Origin of the sequence: Thalassobacillus pellis (assembly GCF_016908295.1) — a bacterium.
Classification (GTDB): Bacteria; Bacillota; Bacilli; order Bacillales; family Halobacillaceae; genus Thalassobacillus; species Thalassobacillus pellis.
Map to the genome: position 1 here is coordinate 149,596 of NZ_JAFBDO010000006.1, position 14,668 is coordinate 164,263.

At 44.0% G+C, this 14,668-nt stretch carries 15 protein-coding genes and 1 pseudogene; 2 read left to right on the forward strand and 14 right to left on the reverse strand.

Annotated elements, in window-relative coordinates; translation table 11 throughout:
* Positions 1-41: 41 nt before the first annotated feature.
* The 6 genes from JOC33_RS17130 to JOC33_RS17155 form a co-directional block, all read right to left on the reverse strand.
* Positions 42-941 (reverse strand): replication-relaxation family protein, encoded by a 900-nt coding sequence (locus JOC33_RS17130; RefSeq protein ID WP_205093766.1) that lies wholly within the window; start codon positions 939-941, stop codon positions 42-44.
* 15 nt (positions 942-956) lie between these two features.
* The gene (locus tag JOC33_RS17135; protein WP_205093767.1) at positions 957-3,389 is read right to left on the reverse strand and encodes an ATP-binding protein; all 2,433 of its coding nucleotides are present in this window, start codon (positions 3,387-3,389) and stop codon (positions 957-959) included.
* 141 nt (positions 3,390-3,530) lie between these two features.
* Positions 3,531-3,938 (reverse strand): hypothetical protein, encoded by a 408-nt coding sequence (locus JOC33_RS17140; RefSeq protein WP_205093768.1) that lies wholly within the window; start codon positions 3,936-3,938, stop codon positions 3,531-3,533.
* Between the two features lie 113 nt (positions 3,939-4,051).
* Positions 4,052-4,450, reverse strand: a complete 399-nt coding sequence (locus tag JOC33_RS17145) for a hypothetical protein (protein ID WP_205093769.1) — start codon at positions 4,448-4,450, stop codon at positions 4,052-4,054.
* A 399-nt stretch (positions 4,451-4,849) separates the two neighbouring features.
* Entirely contained in the window at positions 4,850-5,491 is a 642-nt protein-coding gene (locus JOC33_RS17150) for a hypothetical protein (protein ID WP_205093770.1), read from the reverse strand.
* A 433-nt stretch (positions 5,492-5,924) separates the two neighbouring features.
* A complete protein-coding gene (locus JOC33_RS17155; RefSeq protein ID WP_205093771.1) occupies positions 5,925-6,284 on the reverse strand; it encodes a DsrE family protein in 360 nt (119 codons plus the stop codon).
* A 376-nt stretch (positions 6,285-6,660) separates the two neighbouring features.
* Here JOC33_RS17155 and JOC33_RS17160 point away from each other — a divergent pair, with 376 nt between their 5' ends.
* Complete coding sequence (locus JOC33_RS17160; protein WP_205093772.1) at positions 6,661-6,888, forward strand: hypothetical protein; 228 nt, start codon at positions 6,661-6,663, stop codon at positions 6,886-6,888.
* 5 nt (positions 6,889-6,893) lie between these two features.
* Here the strand turns inward: JOC33_RS17160 and JOC33_RS17165 are convergent, their stop codons facing one another.
* Together JOC33_RS17165 and JOC33_RS17170 are read right to left on the reverse strand one after the other, a co-directional pair.
* A complete protein-coding gene (locus JOC33_RS17165; protein ID WP_205093773.1) occupies positions 6,894-7,316 on the reverse strand; it encodes a hypothetical protein in 423 nt (140 codons plus the stop codon).
* Between the two features lie 283 nt (positions 7,317-7,599).
* On the reverse strand, positions 7,600-7,980 hold the full coding sequence (locus JOC33_RS17170) for a hypothetical protein (RefSeq protein WP_205093774.1): 381 nt from the start codon (positions 7,978-7,980) through the stop codon (positions 7,600-7,602).
* 807 nt (positions 7,981-8,787) lie between these two features.
* Here JOC33_RS17170 and JOC33_RS17175 point away from each other — a divergent pair.
* Positions 8,788-9,363 (forward strand): hypothetical protein, encoded by a 576-nt coding sequence (locus tag JOC33_RS17175; protein ID WP_205093775.1) that lies wholly within the window; start codon positions 8,788-8,790, stop codon positions 9,361-9,363.
* Between the two features lie 43 nt (positions 9,364-9,406).
* Here the strand turns inward: JOC33_RS17175 and JOC33_RS17180 are convergent, their stop codons facing one another.
* From JOC33_RS17180 to JOC33_RS17205, 6 genes and pseudogenes are all read right to left on the reverse strand, one after another.
* Positions 9,407-10,072: a DUF1295 domain-containing protein gene (locus tag JOC33_RS17180; protein ID WP_205093776.1), complete on the reverse strand. Its 666-nt coding sequence runs from the start codon at positions 10,070-10,072 to the stop codon at positions 9,407-9,409.
* 44 nt (positions 10,073-10,116) lie between these two features.
* Entirely contained in the window at positions 10,117-10,590 is a 474-nt protein-coding gene (locus JOC33_RS17185; protein ID WP_205093777.1) for a DUF2269 family protein, read from the reverse strand.
* 71 nt (positions 10,591-10,661) lie between these two features.
* Positions 10,662-11,267 carry a TetR/AcrR family transcriptional regulator gene (locus tag JOC33_RS17190; protein WP_205093778.1) on the reverse strand — a complete coding sequence of 202 codons (606 nt, stop codon included), beginning with the start codon at positions 11,265-11,267 and terminating at the stop codon, positions 10,662-10,664.
* 677 nt (positions 11,268-11,944) lie between these two features.
* Positions 11,945-13,381: a serine hydrolase domain-containing protein gene (locus JOC33_RS17195; RefSeq protein WP_205093779.1), complete on the reverse strand. Its 1,437-nt coding sequence runs from the start codon at positions 13,379-13,381 to the stop codon at positions 11,945-11,947.
* Between the two features lie 334 nt (positions 13,382-13,715).
* On the reverse strand, positions 13,716-13,949 hold the full coding sequence (locus JOC33_RS17200; RefSeq protein WP_205093780.1) for a hypothetical protein: 234 nt from the start codon (positions 13,947-13,949) through the stop codon (positions 13,716-13,718).
* A 479-nt stretch (positions 13,950-14,428) separates the two neighbouring features.
* Positions 14,429-14,668 (reverse strand): annotated as a pseudogene (locus JOC33_RS17205) (hypothetical protein); the annotation flags it as partial.

The window sequence follows — 14,668 nt, forward strand, 5'->3', positions numbered from 1 at the left end:
TTGGTGTTATCCCCCTTGGGTTCGGTGGAATTAGGGGAAAATCATCCGCCGTCTATTTTTTGGGTCAGCGTGTAAACATGATCGGGCTCCTTGGCATGCTTGGCTTGCCAGATCGCTCCGTAGGGGTCGCTCATCACATCGTCATAGGTGGCAAACAGGATCGCTCCCTGTATCTTTTCGATGTCCCTGGTGACGGCCCGTTGAGCATGAAACCGCAAGCGGTTGCGTTCGTTGTTATTTCTGGAGATGAATAGCACCCGAACGACATCCATGTCTCCAAACACCATGTCTGCTCGATAGGTCTGCTTTTGCACATATTGATTGTAGCGATACATTTTTTCCAGCGTGTTTTCGATGCGTTGCCGGCTCCGTTCCATTTCGATGAAATATAAAAATCTAAACGTTCGTCCTTGGACCGAGCGCTGTAGCACAAACGCCCCGTCCGGGCGAATGACGGTCATCGGTGACTGTCGTTGTTTCCCGGTCTTATCCGATCTCCATGTGCCGTAATTACGAAAGGACCGCCGTTCGGAAAAATAGTCGATGAATTCCAATCCGTTCCCCGGGGGGAGGTTTTTCTTGTAGGTCATTAAGGTATTTGCGATTTGTAAGGAATGATGGATGTAGGTCGGGGTACGTTGGGTCCATCGTTTATCCCAATCCGTACCTCCTAAAATTTCGCTTGCTTCCTGGACCCCTCGGGTATCTAACGTATAAGCGAGCCGGTCGGCCCCCCGGATGTGGGCTTTGGGAACCGGGAACGATTGAATATAGCCTTCGTTCTCTAATGCCTTTAAGGCTCGGCGTATGGTGTTTTTGTGTTGGGGAGTCCCGTCCTCCTTGACGAAAATAAATTTTTCCAAGAAGGGGTAATCGACGAACACCAAATCATGCAAGACTTCAAACAGTTTTTCCTCTCGCTCGCTGATCTTTTTTGGCACGGTTCCTCCTCCTGCTTAAAATAAGGCATCTTCAATGCTGACTTCCTGTTGCTTTTCCTGTGGTTTCTCCTGTTCCTGGTTTGGAAGGTTTTCCGTCGGGGCATCGTCCCCTGTTTCCTTATCGAAGGCACCCTGTCCTTTTTCTTGTGTTTCCATCCACCTGGCTGCTTCCATAGGAGCATCTTTTGCTGCCAAGGAGGCAGCCGCCCCGGCCTGATGCTCCCGTTCCATGGCTTCCTCCAGGGTGCGTCGTCGGATAGCAGAAAGGTCCGTTGGCCGTTTGATAGGGACCGGCTCCGTTATATGGATAGGAAATGGTTGTGTACGAGTCATGCCTACTTGCAGTCGCGTGTAGGCATGATAGGGTTCGATGGTTAAGTAATCCTGTTTGCTTAAAATTTCCGATGGCATCGCCTGATGAATCAAGTGCGCATCCGCTGGGTTCCCCAACCGGAAGGCCATCAACGTGCCAACGTTCCGGAAGATGGCGTCGACCATATCATCAGGAAGCTGTCCTTTTAATCCTTGGATGCCGAGGATGATGGAGACTTTATATTTCCGTAATTCCGAAGCAAAAGCATCGATCGCTGTGGCACTGTGCTCCATGAAACTCGGGGCTTCATCCACGAGGACAAAGTGATGCGGGAGTTTGTCCCGCGCTGGTTTCGGGGTGTCTGCGCGACTTCTCCCCGCGAGTTCGGCCATGGTCAAACAGATGGAACCTATTAATTTTTTTTCATCATTGGTTAATTCAGATAGGTCCAGTAACGTGATCTTTCCTTGATCCATGCTTTCGCGGAAGCTTAGTCCATTGGTTTTCGCCTGGAGCATGGGCCCTAGCACGCCGGATAGCGTGACTTTGCGCAATTTATTCAGGGTGGAGTTGGTTTTGAACTGGTGTTCACGCTTATTGAGATCCTGCAGGTCGGAAAAGAACTGATATAACTCTTTTTCCAACGGATCGTCCTGGTCGAGTTGTTCCAGCAGGGCTTTCCGGTAGACCGCATCGCTTAACAGCCGCTGCAAATTGGCTAAGTTGGCTTCCTTCACCCGTTGAATGGCAATGCCGCCGTTCAGTAAGTTATCGTCGATGTTCGGACCCCAAAATTCTTGCCACGTGCGTTTTAAGACATCGACGACCGTCTGGGCAATTTTATCTTCGGTGATGGCAAAATCCATGTGAAAGAGATTAAACGGAAAATCGCCTTCGGCAAATTTGATGTACCGGATGGCGTGTTGTTTCTCCGGAGGAATGCGGGCGGCGATATCCTGGCATAAATCCCCGTGGGGATCAATGACGGTCCCGCCTAAGGTGTTTTGGCTTCCCTCTTGCTTGATCAGCCCTTCAATTAAGTGGACCATCAACGTCGATTTTCCCATCCCGGTCATGCCTAGGATCGCTGTATGGTGTCGAAGGTTCGCGAGGTCATAAGGAACCTCTTGGCTCCGGCCATGATAGCAATGGATCCCCAGAGGAATCCTGGGCCGGGATGGCTCCTGTTCTTGCTGCAGCTCTTTGGGGAAAGGGGTGGAGCGCATGTTTAATCGGTTCAGTTTGCTGTGCTGGATCTGTTCACTAGGTAGACGCAGAAGGGCGGCCATTTCCTCGGTTCCGAGTATGACCCGGTTTTTCTTTCGTTCCATGGAAAAAAGCCGATGTTGAAACTCCCAGCGGAAAAGGGGACGATTGGTTCGAAACCACCACCACTCCCGGCCGTTCAACTGATTCAACCGTCCACTGGAAAACCTTCCAACAGAGCCGCGGACACGTTTCATTAAGGTTTGAGCCTCCGTGGTGGTAGACCCAAAGGCCACCGCCTTCATCTCTAACCAGGCGAGCTTCTGCCTTGCTTTTCCTTCAATGGCCGTTAAATAGAGTTCGTTGTCTTTTTGCAGGGAGGCATCCGCGATGCCTTCCTCGTGCAATTGTTTGGTGATTCCCCGAAAATCTTTTTCGGTGCGATAGGCCGGCTGCAGGAGAAACCGAAGATGGATTTCTTGTCCATCTTCCAGTGTCTCCAATAATTCGATTAACTCGGCTTGTGTATCGATGGCTTCCTTCTGGTAGGTTTTAATCGGAACCGTCCAGTGGCTATCGGTATATAACTTCATTCCTGCATGGGGACGGGTGAAATCTAGCGAAGGGTTGGCTACTTCCACCATTTCTACTTCCGGGTGTTCAGCATAATAATTGTTCTGAAAGGTTTGGCCGATATGGGTATCCGGTACCCAAACAAAATAACGAATCGATCGTGTCGTCGCGACGATTTCCCAACTGATCCACTCCTGTTTCCGTCCCCGCCGATACCAGGGGCGTTCCAATGCCTTTAGTACGCTCCTCCAGGAGGTTTCCTCCTTCGTATAGCTTAGGTTTGCATCCCTGGTGGTTGTCAGTTCATACCGCTGGCCGTGTTTTGGAATTAAAAATGGAAAGAAATGATACCGCAACGTGTGTCCCCTCCTTTTTCCGGCAGTTGTTTCCGAAAACGTCCCATGCCTCAAAGGCTCTCTATCCCTGGAAATGGTTCCCCTGCCCCTTTGATGGGCGAGAACCGCTTCCTTTAAGACGGGAACTCGTCTATGTTTCTATCAATCCCAGATCCCTACCCATTTGCCATCCACAGCCCTGCCATTCACCTTCACGTACAGTTCTGCTCGGTTATTCGATCCGTCCACCGCCCAGTTAATCCCTCTGAAAATGCCATTGATTTTTTCAGGAGTGAGGTAACGTTTGCCGATGTAGTCATCATTCCCAGAGCCAGGATCCGATTCCCACAGCTCATAAGTGACGTAGGGCACCTCTCCTCTAATCAAGACATCTCCTCCCGTCGAACGGGCATTGGCCGAATCACAAAAGCCATAAGTTGGATTATAGTCTAACGTTCCACTCAAAATCCGATCCCAACTTCCATTCCCAGCTGCTTCTGCGGAAGAGATCGGGATCAACGAGACAAGTATTAGTGCAAACATCGAGATGGATAACCAACGTTTTTTCATTTGTTTTTCCTCCTTTTTAAATAAACGGTTACAGTTGGGCAACAATCCAATGGTGGGATGTTTCCCATTTCGTTCCTCTATCATGGCCATGACGTACGAAAAGCAGGTGCCGATCAATCCCAAAACTTTACCGATCCCGCGTCTACGTATGTCTTCACATACAGTTCGGCTCGGTTATTGGAGCCATCCACAAATCGATTTACGTTAAATACTCCATATGGATCCCACGTGACTTGGTAATGATGGCCTATCAAGTCATCATTGCCCGGACCGGGGTCATACTCCCACAACTCATAGTCCACGTTATAAAGTGCTCCTTTAATCCGGAAACCGCCCCCGGTGGACTTAACATTGGCGGTATCCCACCATCCATAAGCCGATCGGTAATAAAGATTGTACGTACCTTTTGTGTCCCACTGCCCATTCCCGGCTGCTTCAACGGCAGCAATCGGGGTAAACGAAGCAAGTACGAGTCCTGCCAATATCATCCATGACAACCAACGTTTGTTCATGCGTCTTTTCCTCCTTTCTGTATTTCTGACAAAATTTACCCTTTGGTTTTTGTTATATGTCGCTCTCTTGTTCGCAAAGGTTACATATTATTCGACAAAAAGTTTTTCTGCTTTAACGGTACGAGAGGGAGGGGCCATCGTGTAGTCATGTTTGTCATTTGTTTTTCATGACAAATGTCATGAAAAATCGTTATTTGAACATGTCATGGTATAGTGGCCAAAAAAAGCTAATCCCCAGTTATTGTTCAATTGCTTCCTCTTTCAACGATTTGAGTAGGAACCATCCCAGTCCTTTATCATCTCCCTTTAAACAGCTCGAATTCATTTTTTGCGTCCTGTTTTCAGTATAACGGGAGTGTATGAAGGTAAATAAAAAACAACAAAAGTTTTGCTGTTTTTTTAAAGATCCAAATCATAACTCATTTGTACTGCTATCAGATTTAAATAAAAACTTTTGCTCATGCCTACGTTTGTTGCGTCATCAATCAGTTTATTTCGAACAGACACACCAAAAGATAAATCCATCAGTTCTTTATTCCCTGATTTGAAATTCCAAACCTTTATAGGTTTATTTAGAATATAATAGGCAAAAAGACTGTTCACGGATATAGATTGATCATAACAATAGGAAATTATTTTATCCTTCAGACACTTATCTATCGCTGTTTGAACAACATCCTTTTTTGTAAGGGGAAGTTCCTTTTCCTCTTCCACGCAATCCTCTGGGAAAAATTCATGATAATGTTTCTGAAAATAATCACAAATGATATAGCCAAAGAATTTCCTTATGGATAACCCATATCTCTGAACTTCCATCAATCGTTTTTTAAATGTTTCATTAACGGTAATATTCGTAGAATGCGTCAAATCATCTATACGGTTTTCCATCTGATCTAAGTCTTCTTTACTGATTCCTTGCATTAAAATGTTGGATAAACCAAGCAAAACAACATTCCTTTTACTTGTCCCCATTCTAAGTGCTAACCGATCCAATAATTCATTTGTCTCTTTGTTTAATAAAATGGTTAATTTCAACCCCATTACCAATCATTCCTAAATAATCTATATTTTTTCCAGAAATAGAAATAGTCTATTCATATCCCCTTGCAAGTTATCAGAATAAAATAAACACCTCCAACACCTGCTTTCCGTTAACACCAAATAAAAACCTGACTGGATTACAGATATAGAGAAACCATATATTTTATTATTCATTAAAATAGTGGGATTAAACATAGAAAATGTTAGCCCATTAATATAAGGTTATCATCTATTTATCATAAAAACCCAAACTTAGTAAGACACCTTGATTCTAACATATATATAAAATTTACTTTTAACTAATTAAATCAGATCATCTTATTAGGGGCAATAAACCCTTCTTTCGACTTTTTTCATAATAGTCGTTGGAACATTGACGTGTCAATCATGGCCGCTTTAAAAACGTAGGTCCTAGTGCTACTTATCATCCATTTTATATAACAACTAGGGAATACCCGTTATTTACGTATTTCACAATACTCAAATGATCATCTTGTGCACCTCCTTCCAGGGACAATCCAGCTTTTTCCACATCTTCTACAACATCAAAAAATTCTGCGCAATACTTGCATGCGCCTTGAATGATACCTAGACTTTGAATCGCTTTAAATACAGGATGAAATATATGGTCGTGATCATCGAGCTTGGGAATCCACTGCGGTCCTAGTCCATCAAAGAAAATTTTCACCTCAAATCCTGCAAAATGTAATTGTTGCCCATAAGTCAAACCATGATAAACCCTTCCAACATCCTGTTCTCCAGCTTGAATGATGATCAAAAACTTTTCTGGCATCGTTCACTTCCTCCTCCTTCTTTTAATAGCATTCGATCTCTACTTAAAAAAGACCATCTTCCGATAACAGTATAAGGGGAGTATAAAGGATGGACGAGAATCCATCAACCACTTACTTGCACCAAACTTTCTCTATCTTTTTTGTATGATCTCCTTTCTTAGGAGTAATGGAGTGGGTCTTTTGAAGTCATTTAATAATAACTAGACCACTAATGGTTCACCATGCCCCCCTGGTCCTCCCCTAACATCGGATGAATCCCTTTATAAGGATAATGAACTCTACTTAACGGCAATCGAGAGTAAATCGACAAGGATCCTTTCTAGACTTGACATGAAGGTTATTACGTTTGGTCGAAATACGAAGGATGCACAACGTTTGATCAAACGAGTGAAGGAATCCATCGGGACTTTCTCGAGTGGTCGGCTCAGTCAATTAAAAGGGCGTGAATGGTGGTGGTTTCGAACCAATCGTTCCCTTTTCCGCTGGGAGTTTAAACACCGCCTTTTTTCCATGGAACGCATGAAACATCGTGTCATTCTCGGAACGAAGGAGATGGCAGCTCTGATGCGTTTACCAATCGGAAATCAACTGCGATACATTTAGGAAACTTAATCCCAAAAGTACATGGCAGGTAGCTCTCCACCTTTCCATGGGTTTTCATATGTTAAAGCGAATAACTCGGCTCGGTTATTTGAACCATCAACCAGGTTTTCAATGTTAAAATATACGGAGTCCCCATGTCCTAATTTTGCTTGACCTACATAATCATCACCAGATGGATCGTCCTCCCATAATTGAACCATAACCGTTTTATCAAAAGCTCTGGCTTCCATCATAAAACTTCCACCAGTAGACTGGCAATTAACCGTCTGAAAATAATCATATGTGTCGTTATAAAAAAGATCAAAGGTACCTTGCCAATCCCACTCTCCATTTCCTCTATTAAGTGTAGGATCAGCAGCATGAGCAGATGTTATAGGGATGACCATGGCAAGGGTAAGAGCAGTCAAAAGCAAACTGATTTTTTTCATACGAATTACCTCCTCGTATAGTATATTTAAGCTCAAACTACTAATGGGGATAAAGCAGAGGAAAGAAAGAGGAGATCACTCAATCTCAGAAAGTGATCATTCCAGCGTTGTCGTAACATAAATTCCTCCCGGTTATTGGAACCATCTACAATCTGATGAATGTTGCCGAATGAGTAACATTCGCTTTTTTCTTACTTTAACAACTATCCTGTAATCCTTATAAGAAAGTAGAGAGTCTGCCACCCATTGCAGATAAACTCCATACTTTCCCGCTCTTTTACTATTAGTCCCAATATTCCACATGCGAGTAATAACTAGGACGTGTATGGCACATCACGTAGAGTTCAGCTCTATTATTAGAACCATCCACAAAACCTCGAACGTTAAAAATAGTAGTGGTATTTTGTCTAACGTGTCCTACACGATCATCATTATTTGACCCAGGGTCATACTCCATTAAAGAACAGTTATTGGAAACACCAAATGATTCTACTTTAAAAGATCCTCCAGTAGATCGCACATTCCATGTATCATAGTTACCATAGGCATTGGGAATCAACTTATAAACTCCCATGTAGTCCCAGCCACTGGAAGCATTTGCAGATGAAAATGGAATGATCAGACCCAAAGCGAGTACGATGAATGACAAACCGATTTTTTTCAAAGGAATTCCTCCATCTTTTTAGATTCATACAATATAAGAGATCGTTCCGTGTATTGGTACATGTATTCTTTGAACGTACATTACTTCCTTCCTCGTCGCTTCATTTGATCAATGCCTTCAAAATGGCATCAACCCTCCATCTTTAGAGGTTTCACCAACATTAAAGCGCTCACTCTGAAACAAAAAAGTATCTGCGCGAAATACATCCGTAAACGCTTTGGTACTCCATTCCATCAAGGCATACAGAGGCATGACGACACCAATAGTGGGCACCCGTTTTATGCGAACACCGTGGTGGGGTAATGTAGACCATCCGTCCAATGGGTCGATATCTTACACCTTTCCATTTCACCTCCCGCTCTTCTTCTGTCTTTTTTCGTGATCGTGAACAAATCCTCCAAATCCGTTGTTTTCGTACAGTAAAGCTGCCAACGAGTTGTGCAACATCCGAATTTTCGTCCGCACCAATACTCCTCTTATACTGTGTTTCAATGTAATTGTAATCAATCTGAAAATTTTGTCAACCTCCAACAAGCATCTTTTTTCACTTTGTTCAGGTGGCTGCTAGAATAGCTATGGGGAATCAAGGATTGAAATATTCAGTGAGAAAATGATTTAAAGGTGCAGGAGGGAGGTGCCTTCGGGTAGTCACGTTTGATTTTTCATGACAAATATCATGTTGTAAAAATTTCGAATTATGCTACTATTCGACCTATCCGTTGGAATGACGGATTTTTCCATCGCTACATGTGCTTCTTGGTAGAAAACACTTTCAGATAGGAGAGGGAGTCATGAGGATCATGCGAGGTGCTTGTGTTGCGTGCGAATAAAGGGTTTATACTTGTGGGATACCTGTTCATCGGTACGTCTTTGTGCTGGACGTTCCTTTCCTTCGTCTATCCGAAACAGACGCCTATCTTCGGGATCCCTCATCCCGAACAATACTTTTTCTATGGCATGGCCTCCTGGGTGTTTACGGTATTGGGGGCTTCCTTATGGCTAAGCAAAAAAGCCCTCAGGAGAAGGGGGCTTTTGTTCAAAAGGCATGCTATGCAGCGTTTGCTCCGGTTCTTTCACACCTACCATGTATGGATTGGTGTCCTTGTTTTTGTCACATCGCTTCCTCATGTCGTCTACTTTTATCACATTCATGGCATTCCTTACATGGAAGGTTCCGGGTGGGTCGCGTGGATGGTACTTCTGCTTCTCTTTGGCCTCGGGCTTTTAGTGCGATCATCGGCGTTTACTTCGACCAAGCACCTGCATAAAGGGATCGCGGGATTGTTTGTGCTGACGATGCTGCTGCACGCTGGGGTGGCTGCTGTGCTCCTCGCCCTCTGCGTTTTGGTCCCTTTAGGTGTCGTTGCTAGGATGTCGAGATAGTTGCCATTTCGGGACGCAATATTTGTAATTTTCTTGGGATCCATTAATAAATAAAGGGAATAAACTTTTTGGTGTGTTTTTCGTACGATTCAAACGCTTTTCCGTATTTTTTTCGTAAGTACCGGTCGTGTTGCGGGATATTGAGAAACACAAACATAACACCTAAAAAAATCGGGACTACCCCGGCCCATGGATGACGGGTGAGTAAAGCAAATCCGCTGACCCACACCAGATCCCCAAAATAGTTGATATGGATGGCATAGCGGAAAAGCCCGCCGGTATAAAGTTTCCCCTTGTTCCGGGGATCTTTTTTCCATTGATGGCGTAATACTTCAGATCCGGTGTTAATCAGGGAACCCAGGAGGAAAAGCAATACAGCTATCCCGTCCACCCCATCCAGGGGCACGTTTCTGGTCCCGCATAACAAGGCAAATCCCACATAATAAACGGCAAACGCACCGATGACACCTCCTGCTTCCTCCCAAGTAATTCCCCGCTTTAATAAAAACACCATCATCCCATTCATTCGGATATATACAAGCAGGCAAAAAAGAAACAAGAGTACGTTTCGTGCATCATTCCCCTCAGACAGATGCAGGTACTGGGTGCCATCGAAAAATAAAAACCACACCACCACAAGCAGAAACACGCACTCACTTCCCATAATCGTCCATTTTTGTGGCCATGACTTCTTTTGAACGCCATACATTTTACTCATCCTTTCGTTGGCAAGAGTGCCATTCGTCTCTCTTCTCAAAAGAGACTTCGTTGAAACACCATCAAGTAGAGGGAGAGGACCATGGCAACAAGCACTGGTGCACCGGTCAGGTAATAGACGTTGCTGACCTGCCAATAAAGGGGGGATACCTTCGACTGGTTGTGTTTCTCCGCATCGCTGGCAAGGTGGTGCAGGCGCGTCTCATAGTGATTCCCGACAAAGTACCCAACAACTAAAATCACCAGAAGGACCATCGCTTGGAAGATCCACCCTTCCCGAAAAGACACATGCAGGGATAACCCTAATCCGATACCGCTGAACGCTAACACCACTAAGGATGGAAGCACAATTCTTTTGTTGACATACACGGTCAATGCCGATATCGCAGCCATCCGGTGGACATTCCCGGTTCGATCGGCAAATACTTTTCCAACCCCGTTAGCTAGGGACATTCCAATCATGAGGATGGCGGCCAGGATGTGGATGTATTTCAAGATAAGGTAGAGCATGATTCTCCCTCCGTTCCATTTTAATTAACTAACCGACCGGTAGGTCAGTTTTTGGCACCATAAATAAATCCTTATTTTTGATCCTGTATCAGGTGCAGGATGCCTTGTGTTTGCAGCTTCCACATATGGGCAAACGAGTGCGGATCTTTATTCAATAGAAAGTGAAAACCCATCCCATCGATCATGGGGAGGAGCAGTTTCGAAATATCCCTGATTCTTTCTTCTTTTAAATGCGGAGCTAATGGCTGCAGTTGCTGGAAGAAGAAGTCATTCATCTGCTGACTATAAGCGACCAAAACTTCGCGGTATGTCGCATTGTAGAGCCCTTCGTGAAAAAAAGCTAAAAAAGCTTTGACTAAGGAAGGTTCCTCGGTAGCAACATCGACCATGCTTTGTCCCAGCGTTTCTAAAAAGTGCTCGGTATCTGGAGACGGATCTGCTTTCATGTATTGCCACAGCTCTTGAAAAACAAGGTCTAGTGTCTGCAGCAGTAACGCCTCCGTCGAATGGAAATGATGGAACACCGTACTTTTACTGATTCCTGTCGCTTTAGCCAACTTGGCTGCGGATACTTCTTTGAGTCCCTGCTCGGCCATGATGGTTATTGCGACCTGTAAAAGATTTTCCTTGGTTTTTTCCCCTTTTTCGTATCGTTTATCCGGCATCCTTGCTGGCATGTTTCCCTTCCCCCTAATACATTGTTCTTCTTTATCATAATACTGTCCGACCGGTCAGTCAATCAATAGGTGTGCTAGTTTCACCAGATGACCGTATGTAGGAAGAAGCTAACCAACGCCATTAGAGGTTATCTAATCCTTGGGTAAGCAACCCGGAGCAACTAACAGCTAGCCCTTGTAAAGCTACACATGTCAACATCTACATTCACCTAATGGCACAAACGTTTATGTTTACGTAAACGAAAACGTAAATATAAACGTAAACATCATCAAGGAATTTGCCATATATTAACAAATGGGTGCCATCCTTCTGGCTATTCAGGATATTTGCATTTTAGTTTAAGGGGAATATATTGATAGATTGTTAAATCCTATGAAGTTTTTCAAGCAAGGAACATCTATGGTTTTCCTACCTATTAATAGGTTGTCCAACGTTTCATCGTTTTATACATGGGGAAGAAAGATAGAATAAAAACAAACGTTTACATTTACGTAAATGTAAACGTTTGTTTTCCGGGAGTGTAAACTAAAAAAGGAGGGTGGAACTCTCGAAAGGCTATATAGGAACGATAGAAACATGTCGGATATCTTTCCGGCATTCCGTAAGCAAATTCTAAAAAAAGTAGGGAGCCATTGAGATTGCTGCCGTATTGCTCCACCAAGGGAACTTTGTTTTATTACCCTTGTTGAGAGGGAAGCGGGTGTTTTTTCGCTTTCCACCTCTGTACTCCTAAAATCCCGATCCCGTGTATCAGCAGCACTCCCGCCAATGCTTGGAGGAAGAAAGCAAGATCGGGGGCGTAGGCGACGATTGTATGCCACGGGGTTTTGAAAAACGAAACCATCAGGGGGATCAATAGGAGGCCGAAAAGCATCATACCTACGGCTATCGCCATCCATCGCTTTGGCATCCTTCTTTTCTTTTTTCTCAAGCGAAAGAGGTTCCATATCGTCCAAGCGGCAGTAACAGCGATCGCGAGGACGAGGTACCATTTTCTTTGAAACGCCGGCGGTGGTAAGTCAGGCATTTCTTCTGTTTCTAGAATGGTGCGTATGCCCTCTTTCAAATAAATGGCATGCATGACCTCTGAAAAGTTACTTTTATTGGTAAGTAAGATATATGCATAGTCCTTGGAGAGATTCACGACCAGCTCACTACGGGAATCGGGCGTTTCCCCTCCATGAAAAAGGATCTTTTCTTCTGGCTTCCAATCCATGCGCCACCCCAACCCATAATACGTATCTCCCTTTCGATGTATCTCTGGGGACACATACATGCTGGAAAAGGGTTCGGTAAGCAGGGAATTCCTATTTAATACCGCCTTCATGTATTGCACCACATCGTTGGAATTGGAGGTGATATAACCATAAGGAGCACCGCTGTCATCCACCCAATTTTCACTTTTTACCGGTCTTCCAAACCAGGATTGAAACCCTGGTTGGTAGCCCTGACGTTTGGCAGCTTCATAGGTAGCAACGGTTTGCTTCATATGTAATGGCGAAAAGATCGCTTGTTGCATGTATTCGGCATAGGTATCTCCCGTCACTTTTTCAATGATTCTCCCTAAGATCAGGTAATTGGCTGCGCTATATTGATGGATGTCTCCGGGTTTCGTCGAAAGTTTCACTGGATTTAGCATCTGTACTGCTTGTGTGATGGCATCTTCTCCTCTTAATTTTTTCTCAGCGACTTTCAGTCCGGCATAAGTACTGATTCCACTCGTATGCGCAAGCAAATGCCGGATGGTGATTCGTTCTTCCATCTGAGCCTGCCCATACTCCAAATCGAGATAGCGGTCCATCGGGCTATCCAGATCGAGGCGTCCTTTTTCTGCCAGTTTTAAGATTCCGAGACTGGTCAAGGGTTTGCTGATGGATCCTAGTGGGAATAACGTGTCGTTGGTGACCAGTTGTCCATTGCTTTGTTTGCCGTAGGACTGTTGAAATACTACTTTTCCGTCCTGCACGACAGCTAAGGACGCGCCAGGAATATGATAGGTTTCCAGTCCTTTTTCCATAAAAGTTTTTAAACGATCCCGTTGAGACATTGTTTCCTGAGCGTGAATAGGAGTAGCAATAAGGCACAGCACGATTAACAGTAGGATGTATCTCATACGATCACCTTTCTTTCTCTTAACTTGCGCCACTTTAGTATCAAACAAAAAACATTCCATTAAAGAGGAGCGGGGCGGTAGGCTTCTCCATTCTTCTAGTATGCGATGGCCGTCCGGGGGTAGGTGTTCCAATGAAAGAAAAGAAAATCGTTATTGTTCTTTTATACACAAACGTTTACATTTACGTATACGTAAATGTAAACGTTTGTGTACGGTTGTTTTCCTGTTTCCTCTTGATGAATAGCTTTCTTGACCCGAATGTAAGCTTTCGAAAACTGTTTCTATCTTCGATGGGATGGAAATTGAGCACAACCCCTAGCGAGGAAAGGAGGGGCTATTTTTTCGAATGATTCCGCTCATTTCCTCTTTTGAAATTACCAGTTATCTTTGCCATTACTAATTGTCGTTTCTTTTCATTTTCCGCCGCAGAGATTTTTCTTAAAAATTTTTCCGCTTCTTTTCCTTTTAAAATTTTCACTTGCTTCCCGTGGTATTCTAAAAAAACGGTCTTATCTTTATTGACTCGATAATGGAATGGAGAATCATCTAACCGATTATTATTGTCCAATTCATTCTCTCCTTTTTGCGTCTCCCATCTTCTCCTACTCTTGAATAAGAGGTTTGTAAATTAGTGGATGATTAATCGATCGGTTCAACAAACTCCCCTTGTATGGGGGCACTTCTCTGTTGAAATCGTATACGAATCGTGTTTCCTTCGAAAACATCCGGAGAATCCATTACTTGAAAATGAATATGCGGCTCACTCGAATTGCCGGAATTCCCGCATAAGCCCAATAATTCTCCTCTTTCCACACGACTCTGCGGAGGCTGCGGGAAAAGGAGTCAAACTAAGGACGGCCAATGTGATCAAGCTTTTTTTTAACAAGTAAACTCCTCCCTTTTTTGCTGTTTTTTTTATGCATGAGTCGCGCTTTCGAAAGTGTTGCTGCGTTCTAACATTAGACGAGTGATTTCGAAAATTATATGAATCTATTAAGGAAAACCTTATCGTCTGCAAGCATGTGGATTTTTAAAGGTTTTCTACGTTTATACAAGGAGGAATCGGATCCATCCTGCAATCGCAAAACCAAACAGCACCGTCCCTGAACCAACCCCGGTGATGGCACTGTTCGCCACTTGCAGTTTTTTTGATAGGAATAAGGAAACCAAGGCCACAGCAATCAGCAGTACCGCTAAAATAGATAAGCTGCCATCATTAAAAATACTGGTTAACCAGAAAAAATGGATACCTACCATACCTGCAATCCATGGAGCGATATAGTCCTT